The sequence below is a fragment of the Pseudoalteromonas rhizosphaerae genome (assembly GCF_902498845.1).
GTDB classification, from domain to species: Bacteria; Pseudomonadota; Gammaproteobacteria; order Enterobacterales; family Alteromonadaceae; genus Pseudoalteromonas; species Pseudoalteromonas rhizosphaerae.
In genome coordinates, this window is sequence record NZ_CABVLM010000005.1 from 50,319 (window position 1) to 67,587 (window position 17,269).

Consider the following 17,269-nt stretch of genomic DNA (forward strand, 5'->3'; position numbering starts at 1 on the left):
GTCCACCTAGTTATCAATGACGAGTTGAGGTTGTTACTTTTGAGCCAAATAGCGCAAAGTAAGTAATATATAAATAACAGCCGATAGGCAGTAATAGTGCTAATTGCACACCAAAATTGTCAGCTAAGACGCCTTGTAATAATGGAATGATTGCACCACCGACAATGGCTAAGCATAAAATACCTGAACCCTGAGAGGTATATTTGCCAAGGCCTTGAAGGGCTAAACTGAAGATGGTTGGGAACATAATTGAGTTACATAGTCCGACCAACAAAATAGCCCACATTGCTAATGCCCCTTGTCCTGTCATCGCCATTAACACCAGTACCACGGCAAGTAATGCATGACATGCCAATACCTTACCTGCATTGAGTTTTTGCATGATGGCAGCACCAATAAAGCGTCCTATCATGGCGCCCGCGAAGTAATAACTAATATAATGTGCGGCTTGCTGCTCAGTAAAACCCGCAATATGGTCTAAGGTTAAAAAGCCTACTAAAAAGCTGCCGATTGCGACTTCAGCACCGACATAAACAAAAATGCCAATGGCTCCTAAAATTAAATGGCGATACTGCCAAACACTACCTAAATCAATAAAGTTCTCAACATATTGATTTTCACTCTCAGCATCAGCAGCTTTGCCAAGTTTAGGTAATTTTAAAAAAGCAAAAATAACAGCAAGTACCAGTAAACTTGCTGAAAGCATTAAATAAGGAAGTTTAACTTGCTCTGCGGTTGCTTGGCTGACTTCAGTTAGAATAAGCCAGCCACCAAAGATTGGCGCAACCGTAGTACCTAACGAATTAAATGCTTGGGTCATGGTTAAACGCGACGACGCTGTTTTTGCTGCGCCAAGTACGCTTACGTATGGATTGGCTGACACTTGTAAGATGGTAATCCCCGAAGCCAGTACAAATAGCGCCAATAAAAACAGCTCATAAACATGCGCTACGGCTGCGGGATAGAATAATGCACAACCAACCGCTGCTACCACTAAGCCCACCACAATGCCAAATTGATAACCTATTTTACTCACCAACTTACCAGCGGGTATCGACATCACAAAATAAGCCCCAAAGAAACAAAATTGGATTAGCATCGCCTGGGTATAATTGAGTGAAAACATCCCTTTTAAATAAGGGATCAGAATATCGTTCAGACACGTAATAAACCCCCACATAAAAAATAAGGTAGTCAACGACGTTAAAGCAAACGTTTGTTTGCCCATTGGTTGTAGGCTATGTTCATTCGTTGCCAAATTGTGTGTGACGTGTGCCATATTAAACTCTCTAATTATTTTAATTATCAGTTCGTTACATTTATTAAAGTACTTTTTCATTACTTAAAAAAAGCAAATAATAGTTGCAACATAAAATGTAAGCGCTTACATTTATATCATATAAATCAAAATTAGCAATTTATTTACAAACATTCTGCAAGCGCTTCCATTTTTAATGACTATGCTGTGCTTAATGTAAAAGTAATTGCCAAAACTGAATGTTAAAGGATGCACCTAATCGTGTTTAAAACTATTTCTCTGCCGCCTAGCTCTGCGCTACTTAAACCTCAGTTTACCTTTGGTGTAGCCACAGCCTCATTTCAAATTGAGGGAGCTCGCAGCGCCCGCCTGACATCTATTTGGGATACTTTTTGTGACCAGCCAGGAGCTATCACCGACAATAGCAATGGCGATACAGCCTGTAACCATGTTGAACTATGGCAACAAGATATCGCAATGATTGCTGACTTAGCCGTTGATGCGTACCGATTATCAATTTCATGGCCGCGCGTATTGCATCAAGATGGCAGTATTAATCAGCAAGGCATTGGCTTTTATCGTGATTTATTAACGGCTTTAAAAGCACGCAACATCAAGACCTATGTCACCTTATATCACTGGGATCTACCCCAACACTTGGAAGATAACGGTGGCTGGTTAAACCGTGACACCGCCTATGCATTTGCTCACTATACTGATTTAGTTACCAAGCAGTTGACAGGTTTAGTTGACTCTTATGCGACTTTAAATGAACCTTTTTGCAGTGCCTATTTAGGCTATGAAGTGGGTGTACATGCACCCGGTATTAAAAGCCAACAAGCAGGTCGTCAAGCGGCTCATCATTTATTGTTAGCCCATGGTCTTGCCATGCAAGTACTGCGCGCCAATTGCCCTAATATAGAAGCTGGTATTGTTCTTAACTTCAGCCCAGCTTATCCAATGACAGAAAACGATACACAAGCAGCATTATTAGCCGATCAATATCACAATCAGTGGTATATCAAAGCAGTTTTAGAAGGTCAGTATCCGGCGCTTTTAAATAGCCTCAGTAGTGAAGTGCAACCCCATATAGCTGCTAATGATATGGCGATAATAAGTCAAAAAATCGACTTTATTGGCGTTAATTACTATACCCGCATACACTACAAAAACACTGATGATAACTGGTTTGCCGAAGCACAAATCAACAACATAGCTGTGACTGACATGGGCTGGGAAGTCTATCCACAAGGTTTAACTGAGTTGTTAATATCATTAAATGAGCTATACCAACTACCTAAAGTTTATGTAACTGAAAATGGTGCGGCCATGGCTGATACACTACGAGATGGCCAAGTACTCGATACAGAGCGCGTTAGTTATTATCATACCCACCTCAATGCAGTGCATGACGCAGTTGAGCAAGGAGTTGATATACAAGGCTATTTTGCATGGAGCTTAATGGATAACTTTGAATGGGCATACGGCTATGAAAAACGCTTTGGTCTCGTTTATGTTGATTATGAAAACCAGCAACGCATACTAAAAGAGAGCGCAATACAATATCGCGCATTGCTCACACAGCGCAAAAAATAATAACAACATGAGTGCCAATTATGCTAACTAGAAAAGAAAAAATAGCCTATGGCTTAGGTGATACTGCAAGTAACATCATTTTTCAAACCGTGATGCTATTTTTAACTTTTTTCTATACCGATATATTTGGTATTTCTCCGGCCATCGTTGGTACTCTGTTCCTAGTGGTGCGAGTTATTGATGCAATCACCGATCCGTTAATGGGGGCGCTCACCGATGCAACCCGAACCAAATATGGTAGTTATCGGCCTTACCTATTGTGGCTCGCGATCCCGTTTGGGCTGGTTAGTGTAATTACTTTTACCACACCAGATTTAAACGCGACAGGAAAAGTCATCTACGCGTTTGTCACCTATACGGTATTAATGCTGGTTTATACCGCAATTAATATTCCTTATTCAGCTTTGGGTGGAGTACTAAGTCGCGATCCGAGCGAACGCGTATCCATTCAATCTTATCGTTTTGTATTTGGTATGCTCGGTGGCTTACTCGTCAGTGCTTGCACATTGCCATTAGTAAGCTGGTTTGGTAAAGGCGATAATGCTCTTGGCTATCAGCTTACTATGATACTGATGAGCTGTTTCGGTGTGATATTATTTTTGACCTGCTTTCGCTTTACTAAAGAACGCGTGGTTGCACCACAGCAACAAACCCTTAGCCTCAAAGCACAAATGGCAACGTTGTGGCAAAATGGTCCTTTTAAAATACTCTGTGGTGCTGCCATTATGCTGCTCACGAGTATGGTGCTGCGTACGACTTTAGCAATTTATTACGTAAAATATGTTCTTGGTGAAGCCGACTTAGTTACGCAATTTGTTACCTTGGGAATGATCGGTAATATCCTTGGCTGCGCCTGCGCACAACCACTGAGTAAACGGGTTGATAAAAAAGCAGCATATATATATCTCCAATACATCTCTGCAGCCATAAGCTGTTTTGCATTTTTCTTATCTGACGACCAATTAGTGCTCGCGTTTGCAGTCTATTTTTTATGGTGTTTTTTCACCCAAATGGCAACTCCATTGTTATGGGCAAAAATGGCAGATGCAATTGACTACGGACAATGGCAAAATGGCCATCGGCTAACTGGCTTGGTCTATGCAAGCGTGGTGTTCTTTATTAAACTAGGCCTGGCACTGGGCGGAGCTATTGCTGGTTGGTTACTGGCTTACTATGGCTATCAAGCTAACACTGAGCTTAATGAAGCAACTAAAGTCGGTATTTTAACCTCGTTTACACTGTTTCCTGCAATTGGTAGTGTACTTGTCGCGTTGATCATGAAAAGGTATATTCTTGATAATAATACCTTAGAGAAAATAAACGCTGATTTAGCCCAAAGAAGTAGTACTTAACAAGGAATATCATGGCGACCATTTATGAGGTGTCAAAACTTGCTGGGGTCTCATTAGCGACCGTTTCAAGGGTAATGAATAATAATACTAATGTCAGTGATGCAACGCGAAAAAAGGTAACCGTTGCGATGACACAGCTTGGTTACCGGCCTAATTCCATAGCACAATCTCTCGCATCTAACTGTTCAAATAGTGTTGGTTTATTAGTTTCCGAACTACAAGGCCCTTTCTATGGCCCAATGATGAGCGGCATTGAGACCGCTTTTCGTAAACAAAGCAAGCATGTGATCATTGCAGCAGGTCACAGTGACGAAGAACGTGAACAACAAGCAATCGAGTTTTTAATTAGTCGTAATTGTGATGGCTTAATTTTACATGTTGAAGCAATTAGTGATGACTACTTAATAGAGTTGAGCAAAGGGAAAACTCCTTTTGTACTCATCAACCGATACATTCGCGAACTAGCATCGCGCTGCATTATTTTAAATAACGTAAAAGGCGGTTATTTAGCGGCTAAACACGTATTAGAGCAAGGCCATACGAATATCGCTTATATCAGCGGCCCACTGTGGAAACAAGATGCTCAAGATCGCCTTGCAGGGCACAAACAAGCTCTAGCAGAGCACAACATTAGTTTTAATGAGCAATTACTATATCAAGGTGATTTTATGGAAGACAGCGGCACTGCAGGCTTTCAGCATTTATATAACGGTAATTCAAAATTTACAGCGCTAATTTGTGCCAATGATGAAATGGCAACCGGCGCTATGGCCAGTGCCCGTGAGTCATCATTAATCTTGCCTGAGCAACTTTCTATTATGGGCTACGATAACGTATTTTTTACCCGTCATGTGTATCCACCACTTAGTACCGTCAACTACCCAATCAACGAAATGGGCCAAATGGCTGCTAACTGGATTTTAAGTGAGGTGTATAAAAAAACCACCCCAGCTTTACAAACTCTTTTTGAACCTGAATTAGTGGTGCGTCAATCAATTATTACTAACCCTCAATAAGTTGGGTTAGTAATGCTAAATTAATCGGTTTAAGTAATACTTGCTCTATCTCAAGGAGTTCAATTTGCTTCGGATCTGGCTGTATACCACTGACGATTACTCGCTTTAGATCTGGATAATACTGCTTTGTATAACGAGCTAAATCCAAGCCACTGCCATCAGGCAAATGCATATCTAATAACACTTTATCAAATTGAGAGTCATTTTTTAGAATTGCTAAAGTATGCTCATAACTAGTTGCAACAACGGTTTCAACCCCTAAACTTTCCAGTAATAACTGGGTGATTTGCGCCGCATCTGCATCATCTTCAACCAATAAAAAACGCGCACAACTTTTTACTCGCGCTGGTTGCGCTAATTTATCAACGGGCTTATTAGCCGCCATAGAGTAATTAGTTAAGCACTGATAAAGTAAGCTTGAATCAACAGGTTTGCCTATCACATCGTTAAAGCCCAGCGCCAATAACTCGCTATGTATACCTTTCATCGTGGCAGCAGTAAGCGCGATTACCGCACCCTTAAAACCCATTTTTCTAAGTTCAATCGTAGTTTCTTTGCCCCCCATCACCGGCATATGAATATCTAAAAATATAATGTCGTACGGATCACCTTGCTGTTGTGCTTTAGTTACTTTATCAAGTGCTTGCTTACCGTGTTCAGCATAATCAACCTTTGCACCAGCAGAAGAGATCATATGCCCAACTAACACCCGTAAATCTCGTAAATCATCAACCACCAATACTCGGCCACTGACTTTACAGGGGGCCATTTTTTGCTGCATATTAGGTGTCAAATCGAGCTTCAATACACTGCGCTCTACATATTGAATATTGCCCGGATACACTGAAATAGTAAATTCAGATCCATGACCGATAGCAGACTCTAATGTGATCCCGCCCTGCATACGACTCAACAATTCAGAGCAAATAGCTAAACCTAACCCCGCGCCGCCAACTGAGCGCGATTCTACATCGGCTATTTGTTCAAATGGTTTGAATATAAGTGCTTGTTTCTCAGGGGCAATACCCATTCCAGAATCTTTAATACTAAAAAACAGCATTTCACGGCCATCAATAACTTTTGTCCATGCGTGAACAATGATATCGCCTTGCTCGGTGAACTTAATCGCATTATTGATGATATTAATTAAAATTTGCCGAAACCGTGTCGCATCAATACTAATTACAAGGGGCAAAGGTTGTAATGACTCAAAACGCAGCGACAGCCCTTTATCCAGCGCAGATACTCGCATTAAGGTAAACACATCAGCCATTAAACTATCAAGGTTGACATCACTGCAGCTGAGCTCCAGTTTATCGGCAGCTATTTTTGATAAATCGAGAACATCATTTAACAAGCTAAGTAGATGCTTACCATTACGATAAATAACCCCTAACTCATTATTGGCATGATTGTTAAATTCACTTTGCATAAGCAACTCGGTATAGCCCAAGATTGACGATAACGGAGTGCGTAGCTCATGGCTTAAATGTGCTAAAAAGCGGTCTTTAGAACGATTTTCGGCTTCTGCTTTGAGTCGTTCAAGGCGTTCATCTTCAACATCGCGTCGGGCTAATGCGTAGCGAATAGAGCGGGCAAAGCGACTTGAACTCATTTCACTTTTTACGAGGTAATCAACAGCTCCGGCATCCAAAGCGGCTAAATCAAGGGCGTCGTTTGATTGCCCTGTGAGCATAATGATAGGGCCATTAAAACCATTTTCTACAGCTTGCTTTAAAACTGCTAAGCCGTCTGAAGCCCCTAAGCGGTAATCAAGCAGGCAAATATCGTGCTGATTTTTACTAAGTACCTTAACTGCCTGCTTGGGATCACTGATCCACTCTATATCAAATGTATGCGAACTCAGCTGCTCTAGATAATCACAGGTTAAAATATAATCATCTTCATCGTCTTCAACAAGTAACAGTCTGGTTGCCTTATCTAACATAGCGTCTCCAGTTTTTTATTTAGTCATTAAACGTACTAGGTAACTCTACAAACTCCACCCAGTACTTACCTAACGTTTTCATTAGTTCAACTAAGCCATCAAACGTAACTGGTTTAGTAATGTATGAAGCCGCGCCTAAATCGTAACCCTTAACCATGTCTTCCTCTTGCTTAGACGTGGTTAAAATAACTACAGGAATACCTTTTAAGTTTGAATTGCCTTTAATCGCTTGCAACGCTTCGCGTCCATCCATGCGTGGCATATTCAAATCCAATAAAATCAACCCAGGTCGTGGCGATGAGTTTTTGTCTTCAAACTTACCTTTACGCTCTAGGTACTCCAAAAGCTCCACACCATCTTCAACAAAGTATAACTCGTTTAATACACGGCTTTCAGCGAGTGCGTCTTGCGTTAATAAACGATCATCTTCATCATCATCAGCCATTAAAATGGTGATTGGCTTTACTTTAGAAAATGGCATTTAAGCCTCTCCTTGCAATGTGAAAAGCTCGCTTTCCACAGGTAGTTTTATGATGAAGGTTGCTCCCTCACCGGTTTCACTTTGTGCCGCTATCGTACCGCCGTGACGCTCTACAATACGTCGGCACACGGATAAACCAATCCCCGTGCCTTTATATTGCGAACGCCCATGCAGACGTTGAAACGGAACAAAAATTTTGTCGGTATATTCTGGCGCAAAACCAATACCGTTATCTTTCACTGTAATGATTTGCCATTCCAGCTCTGTATTATAATCATCATTAAATTCAGTCTGATGCTGATACTCAATAGTGATAATTGGTGCCACATCTGGACGTCTAAATTTCACCGCATTTGAAATCAAATTCAAAAATAGCTGCTGCATTTGGCTCAGATCTGCTTGTATTACTGGCATTTCGCCCACGTTGACCTGCGCATTTGACTCTTTAATCGCAATTTCTAAATCGCTTAGCACATCATCAAGTACTTGCTTTAAATCCGTATCGGCAAAGTCTTTACCACGTGTTGTCACTCGCGAAAACTCTAACAAGTCATTAATTAAATTAGACATTCTTTGCGCTGCATTTTTCATACGCGCGATATAATCAATGCCTTTTTCACCCAATTCGTCTTTAAACATGGTTTCTAAGCGATCACTAAATGCTTGAATTTTGCGCAGTGGCTCTTGCAAATCATGACTCGCTACAAAGGCAAACTCTTCAAGCTCACGGTTACTGCGACTTAGTTCATCAGAGTACAAGGTCAGCTCTTGTGTACGCTCGGTCACTTTACTAGCCAGTGTTTCGTTTTGATATTCAAGTTCCTGCTGATATTTTGCCGCTGTATGTAAGTTAATACGCGTGAGCATAAACATACCAAGGATCAATAAAGCACTGGTTACGGCAGTAATTGCAAAAGTGAGTTTGGCTTCTTTTTTAATTTGCCCTAACTTTCGAAACTGCACAGCTTTAAAAGCAGACTCCGCATCTTGAATTTCATCAGCGAGCTCTCTAATTTGCTCGTAAAGCTTACGGCCTTGATGCGTCTCTAGTAAATAATGAGCACGGCGTTCTTTATCTGCTAATGCTAAATCAACGGTTCTGGTTAATACCGCAACTTTATCATCAACCAAAAATAGTAAACGCGCTACTTTATCTGCTTGGCCTGCAATTTCAGTACGTAAATTTTTAACCAGTGTAGCTTGTGAGTTGAGCTGCATAATAGCGTCGTTGTAGGGTGCTAAATAATCTTTATCGCCCGTTAATAAGTAACCACGTTGTCCTGATTCTGCCTGCACAATTGAAAGATGAAGCTTCTCAATTGCGGTGTTTAACATATTAGTATCATCTAAACGCTGTTGGGTTTGAGTCAGGCTTTGAATGGTATTCATTGCCAAAATCGCATTCCCCACCACAATACACAGCAGCACCGCGATAAAACTGGCCCAGGTTACCTTGACCTTACCTTGTTGCTTTTGCAGCTTCATTTATAATCCTTTTATATTATCTTATTCAACGACGCCGAGATTCGATATTTGTTCCAAGCTGTCACTGCATTGCTGACAATTACTTATTATTTTATCAAGTGCTGCCAATGCTTTTTCTTTTGGCATATCATTTTCTAGCACTAATTTGATCAATTCTGCATTCATCGATATACGATTCAGTGGTCCGCGTGCATCATGAATCAACTTATTGATTTTATCGTTATTAGCCATGCTACCCCTTGGTTGATTACTTGAGTTTAATTTAGCTATATTCGCCAATGCCACCATAGGCATTTAGACGGTTGTATAAAGTTTTAGTACTTATACCTAGCATTTGTGCTGCAAGCGTTTTATTGCCTTGTACTTTATCCAACGTAGCGTGGATCAGCTCTTTTTCAACTTCTTCAATAGTTTGCCCTGCAGTCACTTGATTTGCTTGAGCTTGCTTATTCACTCGTGAAAATGGTGACTCTAAGTTATCTGGCAAAGTAATCGCTTTACCTTTTGGATCACTCATAATAAAAGCACGATGAATGCCGTGGCGCAGTTCTCGAACATTGCCTGGCCAATCATAGCTTTCAAGTAACTTTAATTGTGCAGTTTGCCATTGAAAGTCGGTATTGTTTTCTTCATTTAATTGATTTAAAAAAGCATTGGCTAATAAGGCAATATCTTCTTTTCTTTCACGCAGTGGTGGAATATCAATAGGAAATACCGCTAACCGAAAGTAGATATCTTCACGAATAACATTATTTTGCGCTAAATCTTCTAATGAACGGTTAGTCGCAGAAATCACTCGGCAATCTACCGCACTTTCTTTACTGCCACCTACTCGGGTTACTTTTTTAGTTTCTAACACGCGCAATAGATTAGGCTGCATATCTATTGGCATTTCAGTCACTTCGTCTAGAAATAATGTTCCGCCGGTTGCTTGCTCAAATACACCGTCTTTACGGGCAATAGCACCAGTAAAAGCCCCTTTCTCATGGCCAAATAATTCGCTACCAATAAGTTCTTTCGATAACGCACCGCAGTTAGTAGCCACCAAAGGTCCTGTACATGCGCTAGCATTGTGAATCGCTTGTGCGACAACTTCTTTACCAGCACCACTTTCACCCATTAACATTACGTTGGCGTTGGTGTTAGCAACGCGCTCAATCATGGTATACAAATGCTGCATTTGCGGCGATTCACCTATTAAGGTGCCAAAATGCTTTTTAATACTTGGCTCGGCTTTTTTCTTAGCCGTGGTTTTTTTAGGGTTGAGAAGGCGCTCAATATCTTCGCGCTGCAAGGGCTTAACTAGATGACCAACGTTAGGCTCACACATTTCAGCCAACTTACCTTTGACTGAAGGATGACCTGAAATAAGGGTTATTTTTGGTTTTTGACCAATACTTTTAAGGTGCTCAACCAAGTGTAAACCACTTCCATCAGGCAGCATAAAGTCTAACAATACATGGTCAAAGGTATTATTTACAAACCACTGCTCAGCCTCTGCTAAATTAGCAGCAGTATTAATGTTATGTCCTAAAAACTCTACGATATGACAAACGACATCACTAAACTCGCTATCATCATCAACTAACAGTATGTTTAACATGATAAATCCCTATGCTTATTATCATTGCCCAGCCCCACATCTTAACTGCCTTATTCTACAAAATCGATGCTTAACTGGAAATTTACGCTATCTAAATAGATTTAGATCTTTTTTGAGATATAATTTTTAAATTAAATTTTAAGGAACATTCTGATGCGCTTACTTAAAAGCACCGTTCATCCCAGTGTGAGTGCCAGCGAGCCACGTCAATTTACTCGCCTAACGAGCCGTGCTATTGCCTTAAAAGGCACTGATATTTTATTAATGTACACTGCCCGCTATGAAGATTTCAGCTTGCCTGGCGGCGGCATTGATGAAGGTGAAAGCACAGAGCAAGGATTAATCCGCGAGCTACAAGAAGAAACTGGCGCACAAAACATCAAAGTACTCGGTGAGTTTGGCCTTTATGAAGAATACCGCCCTTGGTATAAAGATGATTATGCAGTGATCCATATAAAGTCTTACTGCTATTTTTGTAGTATCGATGAGCAATTAGGGCAAGCCCAACTAGAACATTATGAGCAACAAAATGGCATGGTTGCTAAATGGGTTAATATTTATGATGCCATTGCTCATAATGAGCGAACGCTAGCAAACAGCGATAAGCAAGGGCTATCAATCATTCGCGAAACCTACTTATTAAAACAGATAGCTAAGCAACTTTAGGATCACAGCCCTGTAAAGAAGCTAATCTGCTCTGTTAGCTTCTTTCGACCAGAAATAAAAACGCCATAACCCGACTAAATTACTGAGCAAAAACAAGCACTCCATCAATACTGCCATCGGTGAACCCACCAGTAGATTATGGCTTATCCACAATGCAGTGCCGAACACCATAAATAGTCGCAACAACATATCTCGCGGTTGGAAAGAAGCAAACGTCTGTATTAATGTTGCTAGCAATGCTAAACCACTTAACCAACCCTGCCAAGTTAATATAACAGCCACAGTGCTTAACAACATAAAACCCAACATTGCCCACTGACTACGATTAAAAATACAATAAAAATAACGAACTGCCGCTATCAACATTAATAAACTAGCACTTATTTTATCCAGCAAAAAAAAGTGTGTAGCGGTTAAAAGCACAGAGCTGAATAAGCACAGCAATATTAATTTTCGAGATTTAAATTGAAATGACGCTAAATCTAATAAAGTAGCGATAGCGACTAAGCATTGTGAAACTAAAAACATAGTGACTCCTGAAAAAAACAGCAGTCTAATTTAACCTAGCCTTGCAGCGCCTTAACTTAAGTTAAGGCGCTGACGAATTCGTGATAAAGAAATAGCAGAAATGCCGATATACATCGCCACTTCGGTTAGCGTCAATTGCGCAATCCAGTGTGGTTTTTGCGCTAATAAATAGCGATAGCGCTGCTCTGGTGTATTTAATAATAAAAAAGCCTCTTTAGCTTCTTTAAACACTAATTGTTGGGTCAATAAATGTTGTTTTAGTTGTTGCCAATCGGGCTGCTCAAATACAGCTAACGGAATGGCAATTAATCGCGCTGATTTAACCACTTGCAACTGATAAAGCCCAGGAGTATTGGTAAGCCAGTTAGCAAATAAAAGAGCAAACTCGTCCTTAAAATAATATTCTTTGCATTTTTGCCCGCCACTTTCAGTAGTGTGCAATGCAGCGAGTACGCCTTCTAAAATTAAGTAACCATACTGCTGCTTATCGCCTTGTTGTAAGATCACCTCACCGCGAGAAAATGTTTTCACTGCAAATTGCTGCTCACATTTAACAAGCAAATCATTAGCCAATGCATGATAACTATCTCCTAACGGCAACATCGCTAAATTATGCATTGGCTGGTGCTAACAGTTCAGTGATTTCAGCAGCACTAATCCCCTCTCTTGCAATGTATTTTTGCCCGCACCATAACGGCGAAAAATCACTTTTGCCTTGTGCTTCTGATTTAGATCGCAATGCACTTAGCGCAATACTGGCAAATGGGAATGCAGGAGCTTGCTGCGGCATGGCGCCAAGTTCACGCATAATGCGGTTTTCAATCCCTCGGGCAGCGCGCCCAGAAAACACCGTTGTCAGCGCCGTGCTATTCGCTGACTGCTGTAAAATAGCGTCGCGGTGCAGCGCTGAAGTAGTTGCCTCTTGAGCCAATAAGTAGGCACTTCCTACTTGCACCAACTCGGCGCCTAGCGCATACATCTGCTGTACATCTTCAGTGGTTGCAATACCACCTGCCGCAATGATGGGTACATTTAGTTCAGCCACGCATTGCTCGACTAATACTGCGGTAGATTTCTGCAAAGCCAAATCCATTGATAAAAAATGTCCTCGATGGCCACCTGCTTCTAAACCCTGCGCAATAATAGCATCAGCGCCATTTTCACTCAGCCAAATAGCTTCATCTAAAGTGGTAGCAGTTGAAATCACTTTAGTGCCCCAGCTTTTGATTTGCGCCATAATCGTTTGATCAGGTAAACCAAAATGAAAACTGACTACTGGGGGTTTAAAAGGCGCTATCAGCGCGACTGTATCTGCATCAATTGGTTGACGAGAAGCCCCTGCAGTTAAGCTTTCAGCATCAATACCATACTCATCAAAATAAGGCGCTAGCAAATTATGCCATTGCTGCTTTTGTTGGCTGGTGTAATCACCGACCGTATGACAAAAAAAGTTAAGGTTATAGGGATTACTGGTCGCTTGAGTCAGTTTATCAAGCTCGCTCACTAACTGTTGTTTTGAGAGCATTGCACAGGGTAATGATCCTAAACCACCTGCGTTACTCACCGCAGCAGCTAAACGAAAATCTTGCACACCCGCCATTGGCGCCTGAATGAGGGGTCGTTGAGTATTAAATAAAGATAACGCCATCACTTTCTCCTTGTAACTTTTTCAGCCACCAGAACTTTTTACCGATACAAAAATAATAGCTGAGTAAAAATAATAATGAAAAAACTAAAAGTTACTTTATATCAACAACTTAAAAAAATCAAATGATTTGCACCGAGTTGGTGTTAGCTTTGCATTCCTTTACTCAATATTATTTGTAAGGAGATGAAAATGACTAACACAGTATCGACAATTAATCCTGCCACTGAACAAACTATTGCAGACTATACATTGCTTAACCTAGAGCAAGCAAAAAATGAGATAGATAAAAGTCATGAGGCTTTCTTAGAGTGGCGCCATATTTCATTTACCGATCGTGCTAAGTATTTAAACAAACTTGCACATGTATTCGAGCAACAAAAAGAGTCACTAGCAACATTGATGACTCAAGAAATGGGCAAATTATACAATCAAGGCCTACAAGAAGTAGAGCTTTGTGCAGCTATATGTCGTTACAGCGCCGAACATGGCCAAACGATATTAGCGGATGAAGAACGCCCTATGGAAAACGGTCGCGCTATAATTACATATCAACCGACAGGTGTGTTACTAGGCATACAACCTTGGAACTTTCCTCTCTACCAAGTAATTCGTTATGCCGTGACTAACATTATGGCTGGTAATACGGCAGTACTTAAACATGCTAGTAACGTGTTTGGTATGGCTGAAAAAATTGAAGAAATGTTCTCCGATGCAGGTTTCCCTAGTCATGTATTTAAAAATTTACTGATTGACGGTAAAACAGCCAGCGAGCTTATTAGCCATAAAGCAATCCGTGGTGTTACCTTTACTGGCAGTGATGGCACTGGTAAAAAAGTGGCTGAGCAAGCAGGTAAACACGTGAAGAAGACAGTCCTAGAGCTTGGTAGTAACGACGCTTACTTAGTACTTGATGATGCAGATTTAGAGCTGGCAATTAAAACCTGCCTGCAAGGGCGGATGATTAATAACGGGCAAACCTGCGTATCAGCAAAACGTTTTGTGGTTGTAGAAGCCTTATACGATGAGTTTAAAAAAGGCATAACAGAGCAATTTAACGCCTTAATAGTTGGCGATCCTATGGATGAAAACACCGATCTTGGCCCAATGGCACGCGAGGATTTAAGAGACAAAATTCATAAACAAGTAATGCAATCAGTTGAGGCTGGTGCGTCTATTGTGACTGGTGGTGAAATACCTAAGCAAACGGGTTATTTCTATCCAGCCACATTACTTGAGAATCTTTCTCCCGGAATGCCGGCCTATGACGATGAATTATTTGGCCCAGTCGCTTCACTTATCAAAGCCAAAGATAACGAAGATGCGATGCGCATTGCCAACGACTCTCGCTATGGTCTAGGTGGCGGCATACTTTGTAAAGATGAAAAGAAAGCCATTGAGCTTGCTAAAAAGCATTTTGATACCGGTATGGTTAACATAAATGGTTATGGGCTGGCTCAGCCAAACTTACCATTTGGTGGTGTTAAAGACAGTGGTTATGGTCGTGAGCACGGCGGTTTTGGTATGAGAGAGTTTGTTAATATTAAAGCGATTATGATTAATAGCTAACTACTCCTAATAAAAAATACTCTAAAGGGCCTTAATTGGCCCTTTTTTTTATGACTAAATAAGTTAAGTGTACAATAACTGTTATTCGCTATATTTTACTTACTTCATCATTAAAGGTAGGCACTTCTCGGCTAGAAGTATTCTCCATTTGCAATTCATTAACCGCCTTTTGAATGTCCATGTCGTCATCTAGTTGCTGGTTACTATTACCAGGTTTGTGCACTAACTCAGTTAAAAGAGCAAAATGGTCCGAGCCATATTTTTCTAGCCGTTTTATACGTTTAACAGTAAAGCCATGGCTATGGAATAAGTGGTCAAGCGGCCAGCGCATAAAGAAATACCCAGCATGAAAGGTATTAAAAAAACCTCGGCCTTTGCGTGGATCTAAAAAGTCACTGATTTCCATAAATAAACGGGTACTTCTTGACCAAGCAACGTCATTTAAATCGCCGGCAACAATTGTTGGACGTTTGTTGTTCTTTAAAGCCTTAGCAAGCAAAATAAGTTCGGTATCTCGTGGCCTAGAGGTATCTTCTTCAGTAGGACTTGGAGGAGCAGGATGAATAAAATGACCTTGTACTTCAAGACCTTCTGCAGTTTCAAATAGAACGTGAATTGAGGGAATATCGTTTTCTACAAGCTCACATACTTGTTGTTTTTTTATCTTATATTTACTGTATAAATGCATGCCGTAGCGATTATCTTGCGGGCAAAATATTTTGTATGGATAATCTTCTTCAATGGCTGCAAGTTGCTGTTGCCATTTAGTATCTGACTCAAGCGTAATAAGTAAATCTGGCTGGTGTTCATGGACTAAATCTATTAAGTCTTGGTAGCGAGTGTTCGACATCAACACATTAGCCGACATAATACGAATACTATGCCCACTGCCTGCGGGACTTTGCGCCACTTCTTTTTTAGCAAGCCAAGTATAAGGATATATCCATTTACCTTGAATAAGCAAAATTACAGTTGCCATGATTAGCGACGATACAACCAAAGGCGATAGTCCACTTAATGCAAAATAAACACCTAAAAGCAACCCAGCCAATGCAAGATAAAAAACCTGTAAACGAACAAAGTCGCAACTACGAATTAAATAATGCTGGCTGAAAGACATAGGTAAAAGTGTCACAACTAATAACACACTTAATATACTTACCAGCACAATTAGCATTCAATAATCCTTTATTAATAACGACTTAAAATTGACAAAATTTCGCGAGTATCATGCACCATATGAATGATGGTATCGTCTATTTCAATCGTAATACGACCATCACGGTCTATCGGTTTTACTACTCGACCATGGCGATAGATATCGTAATCTAATCTGTCACCTTTGTGGTACTTTTTTTGCCAACCAGGAGGCAATTGACCACCATTATCAACTTTTTTTTGTAATCCTGGCGGTAAACTCCCTTTACCTTTATTTTTGTCTTTGTCATGGTTATCATTTTTTGCAAAAGCTGCGCCGCTGCAAAGTACTAAGCCAAGCAAAGCAGTAGATAGAAGTGCTTTCATATTTTACTCCCTATTTAGTTCATTTAAAGAATAGCAATAATTCATGAACTCGTTATGAAGTAAATTAAATAACCCTACATCAAGTTGTGACTTGGTAAAAATTTAGTGACGAGTAACAATAGAGAGAATCTCTCGAGTGTCATGCACTAAATGAATTAGCTGATCATCAACTTCCAGTAAAATTATCCCCTTTCGGTCATGACGCTCAACAACTCGACCACGGCGGTAAATATCTCTATCAAGGCGATCGCCACGATGATATTTTTTATACCAACCCGGCGGTAAACCATGCCCGTAGCCTACTTTCTTGTATAAACCCGGCGGCAACTTTTTATAATCTGCTGACTTATGGTGTTTTTTATAATATTTTTTATGGTACTTTTTACTGTGCTTTTTATGCTCATGATGATGCTCATGATAATGTTCGCGCTCGTGCTTAGCATTTGCTGCAAACGGTAATAGGCTCAAACCAAGTACAGCCAAAGACAGGGGGATTAATTTATTCATAGCTACTTCCTAGCATAATCTGTGTGAATAACTAAAGCCTAACAAGTCAGCCTGAATGAAAGATGAAATGAATTGTAAACTTTGTAAAGGT

Annotated in this window: 17 protein-coding genes; 5 read left to right on the forward strand and 12 right to left on the reverse strand. The window is 40.5% G+C overall.

Annotation, left to right across the window (positions count from 1 at the left end):
• Positions 1-13: 13 nt before the first annotated feature.
• Positions 14-1,228, reverse strand: a complete 1,215-nt coding sequence (locus PSR9079_RS09000; RefSeq protein WP_259400359.1) for a sugar MFS transporter — start codon at positions 1,226-1,228, stop codon at positions 14-16.
• Positions 1,229-1,507: 279 nt separating this feature from the next.
• On the opposite strand from PSR9079_RS09000, the gene PSR9079_RS09005 reads away from it, so the two are divergent.
• Genes PSR9079_RS09005 through PSR9079_RS09015 form a run of 3 tightly spaced genes read left to right on the forward strand, consistent with a single transcriptional unit; the run spans position 1,508 to position 5,222 of the window.
• The gene (locus PSR9079_RS09005) at positions 1,508-2,854 is read left to right on the forward strand and encodes a GH1 family beta-glucosidase (RefSeq protein ID WP_179959162.1); all 1,347 of its coding nucleotides are present in this window, start codon (positions 1,508-1,510) and stop codon (positions 2,852-2,854) included.
• Positions 2,855-2,874: 20 nt separating this feature from the next.
• The gene (locus PSR9079_RS09010) at positions 2,875-4,206 is read left to right on the forward strand and encodes a glycoside-pentoside-hexuronide (GPH):cation symporter (RefSeq protein WP_149981217.1); all 1,332 of its coding nucleotides are present in this window, start codon (positions 2,875-2,877) and stop codon (positions 4,204-4,206) included.
• An 11-nt stretch (positions 4,207-4,217) separates the two neighbouring features.
• On the forward strand, positions 4,218-5,222 hold the full coding sequence (locus tag PSR9079_RS09015) for a LacI family DNA-binding transcriptional regulator (RefSeq protein WP_149981218.1): 1,005 nt from the start codon (positions 4,218-4,220) through the stop codon (positions 5,220-5,222).
• Here the strand turns inward: PSR9079_RS09015 and PSR9079_RS09020 are convergent.
• The 5 genes from PSR9079_RS09020 to PSR9079_RS09040 are packed head-to-tail and all read right to left on the reverse strand — an operon-like array spanning position 5,209 to position 10,739.
• Positions 5,209-7,170: a hybrid sensor histidine kinase/response regulator gene (locus PSR9079_RS09020; RefSeq protein ID WP_149981219.1), complete on the reverse strand. Its 1,962-nt coding sequence runs from the start codon at positions 7,168-7,170 to the stop codon at positions 5,209-5,211. The genes PSR9079_RS09015 and PSR9079_RS09020 overlap by 14 nt on opposite strands.
• Before the next feature lie 19 nt (positions 7,171-7,189).
• Positions 7,190-7,651 carry a response regulator gene (locus tag PSR9079_RS09025; protein ID WP_145241192.1) on the reverse strand — a complete coding sequence of 154 codons (462 nt, stop codon included), beginning with the start codon at positions 7,649-7,651 and terminating at the stop codon, positions 7,190-7,192.
• Positions 7,652-9,136, reverse strand: a complete 1,485-nt coding sequence (locus PSR9079_RS09030) for a sensor histidine kinase (RefSeq protein ID WP_149981220.1) — start codon at positions 9,134-9,136, stop codon at positions 7,652-7,654. It lies immediately after the preceding gene.
• 21 nt (positions 9,137-9,157) lie between these two features.
• A complete protein-coding gene (locus tag PSR9079_RS09035; RefSeq protein ID WP_145241196.1) occupies positions 9,158-9,367 on the reverse strand; it encodes a histidine kinase in 210 nt (69 codons plus the stop codon).
• Positions 9,368-9,398: 31 nt separating this feature from the next.
• Positions 9,399-10,739, reverse strand: a complete 1,341-nt coding sequence (locus PSR9079_RS09040; RefSeq protein ID WP_149981221.1) for a sigma-54-dependent transcriptional regulator — start codon at positions 10,737-10,739, stop codon at positions 9,399-9,401.
• Between the two features lie 153 nt (positions 10,740-10,892).
• Here PSR9079_RS09040 and PSR9079_RS09045 point away from each other — a divergent pair, with 153 nt between their 5' ends.
• Positions 10,893-11,405: an NUDIX hydrolase gene (locus PSR9079_RS09045; protein ID WP_149981222.1), complete on the forward strand. Its 513-nt coding sequence runs from the start codon at positions 10,893-10,895 to the stop codon at positions 11,403-11,405.
• A gap of 21 nt (positions 11,406-11,426) precedes the next feature.
• On the opposite strand, the gene PSR9079_RS09050 is transcribed toward PSR9079_RS09045, so the two are convergent.
• Genes PSR9079_RS09050 through PSR9079_RS09060 form a run of 3 tightly spaced genes read right to left on the reverse strand, consistent with a single transcriptional unit; the run spans position 11,427 to position 13,581 of the window.
• Positions 11,427-11,933, reverse strand: a complete 507-nt coding sequence (locus PSR9079_RS09050) for a YgjV family protein (RefSeq protein WP_149981223.1) — start codon at positions 11,931-11,933, stop codon at positions 11,427-11,429.
• A 51-nt stretch (positions 11,934-11,984) separates the two neighbouring features.
• Positions 11,985-12,551 (reverse strand): Crp/Fnr family transcriptional regulator, encoded by a 567-nt coding sequence (locus PSR9079_RS09055; RefSeq protein WP_149981224.1) that lies wholly within the window; start codon positions 12,549-12,551, stop codon positions 11,985-11,987.
• Positions 12,544-13,581, reverse strand: a complete 1,038-nt coding sequence (locus PSR9079_RS09060) for an NAD(P)H-dependent flavin oxidoreductase (protein WP_149981225.1) — start codon at positions 13,579-13,581, stop codon at positions 12,544-12,546. The genes PSR9079_RS09055 and PSR9079_RS09060 overlap by 8 nt, the downstream gene beginning before the upstream one ends.
• Before the next feature lie 189 nt (positions 13,582-13,770).
• Between PSR9079_RS09060 and PSR9079_RS09065 the strand changes: the two genes are divergently transcribed.
• Complete coding sequence (locus PSR9079_RS09065; protein ID WP_149981226.1) at positions 13,771-15,147, forward strand: NAD-dependent succinate-semialdehyde dehydrogenase; 1,377 nt, start codon at positions 13,771-13,773, stop codon at positions 15,145-15,147.
• An 88-nt stretch (positions 15,148-15,235) separates the two neighbouring features.
• On the opposite strand, the gene PSR9079_RS09070 is transcribed toward PSR9079_RS09065, so the two are convergent.
• From PSR9079_RS09070 to PSR9079_RS09080, 3 genes are all read right to left on the reverse strand, one after another.
• Positions 15,236-16,324 carry an endonuclease/exonuclease/phosphatase family protein gene (locus PSR9079_RS09070; RefSeq protein ID WP_149981227.1) on the reverse strand — a complete coding sequence of 363 codons (1,089 nt, stop codon included), beginning with the start codon at positions 16,322-16,324 and terminating at the stop codon, positions 15,236-15,238.
• 14 nt (positions 16,325-16,338) lie between these two features.
• Positions 16,339-16,671 carry a hypothetical protein gene (locus PSR9079_RS09075; protein ID WP_145241208.1) on the reverse strand — a complete coding sequence of 111 codons (333 nt, stop codon included), beginning with the start codon at positions 16,669-16,671 and terminating at the stop codon, positions 16,339-16,341.
• A gap of 102 nt (positions 16,672-16,773) precedes the next feature.
• Entirely contained in the window at positions 16,774-17,178 is a 405-nt protein-coding gene (locus PSR9079_RS09080; RefSeq protein ID WP_149981228.1) for a hypothetical protein, read from the reverse strand.
• Positions 17,179-17,269 lie beyond the last annotated feature (91 nt).

Coding starts and splice junctions, on each gene's coding strand:
- PSR9079_RS09000 (WP_259400359.1), bottom strand. CDS start 1,228: ATGGGCAAACAAACGTTTGCTTTAACGTCGTTGACTACCTTATTTTTT.
- PSR9079_RS09005 (WP_179959162.1), top strand. CDS start 1,508: ATGCACCTAATCGTGTTTAAAACTATTTCTCTGCCGCCTAGCTCTGCG.
- PSR9079_RS09010 (WP_149981217.1), top strand. CDS start 2,875: ATGCTAACTAGAAAAGAAAAAATAGCCTATGGCTTAGGTGATACTGCA.
- PSR9079_RS09015 (WP_149981218.1), top strand. CDS start 4,218: ATGGCGACCATTTATGAGGTGTCAAAACTTGCTGGGGTCTCATTAGCG.
- PSR9079_RS09020 (WP_149981219.1), bottom strand. CDS start 7,170: ATGTTAGATAAGGCAACCAGACTGTTACTTGTTGAAGACGATGAAGAT.
- PSR9079_RS09025 (WP_145241192.1), bottom strand. CDS start 7,651: ATGCCATTTTCTAAAGTAAAGCCAATCACCATTTTAATGGCTGATGAT.
- PSR9079_RS09030 (WP_149981220.1), bottom strand. CDS start 9,136: ATGAAGCTGCAAAAGCAACAAGGTAAGGTCAAGGTAACCTGGGCCAGT.
- PSR9079_RS09035 (WP_145241196.1), bottom strand. CDS start 9,367: ATGGCTAATAACGATAAAATCAATAAGTTGATTCATGATGCACGCGGA.
- PSR9079_RS09040 (WP_149981221.1), bottom strand. CDS start 10,739: ATGTTAAACATACTGTTAGTTGATGATGATAGCGAGTTTAGTGATGTC.
- PSR9079_RS09045 (WP_149981222.1), top strand. CDS start 10,893: ATGCGCTTACTTAAAAGCACCGTTCATCCCAGTGTGAGTGCCAGCGAG.
- PSR9079_RS09050 (WP_149981223.1), bottom strand. CDS start 11,933: ATGTTTTTAGTTTCACAATGCTTAGTCGCTATCGCTACTTTATTAGAT.
- PSR9079_RS09055 (WP_149981224.1), bottom strand. CDS start 12,551: ATGCATAATTTAGCGATGTTGCCGTTAGGAGATAGTTATCATGCATTG.
- PSR9079_RS09060 (WP_149981225.1), bottom strand. CDS start 13,581: ATGGCGTTATCTTTATTTAATACTCAACGACCCCTCATTCAGGCGCCA.
- PSR9079_RS09065 (WP_149981226.1), top strand. CDS start 13,771: ATGACTAACACAGTATCGACAATTAATCCTGCCACTGAACAAACTATT.
- PSR9079_RS09070 (WP_149981227.1), bottom strand. CDS start 16,324: ATGCTAATTGTGCTGGTAAGTATATTAAGTGTGTTATTAGTTGTGACA.
- PSR9079_RS09075 (WP_145241208.1), bottom strand. CDS start 16,671: ATGAAAGCACTTCTATCTACTGCTTTGCTTGGCTTAGTACTTTGCAGC.
- PSR9079_RS09080 (WP_149981228.1), bottom strand. CDS start 17,178: ATGAATAAATTAATCCCCCTGTCTTTGGCTGTACTTGGTTTGAGCCTA.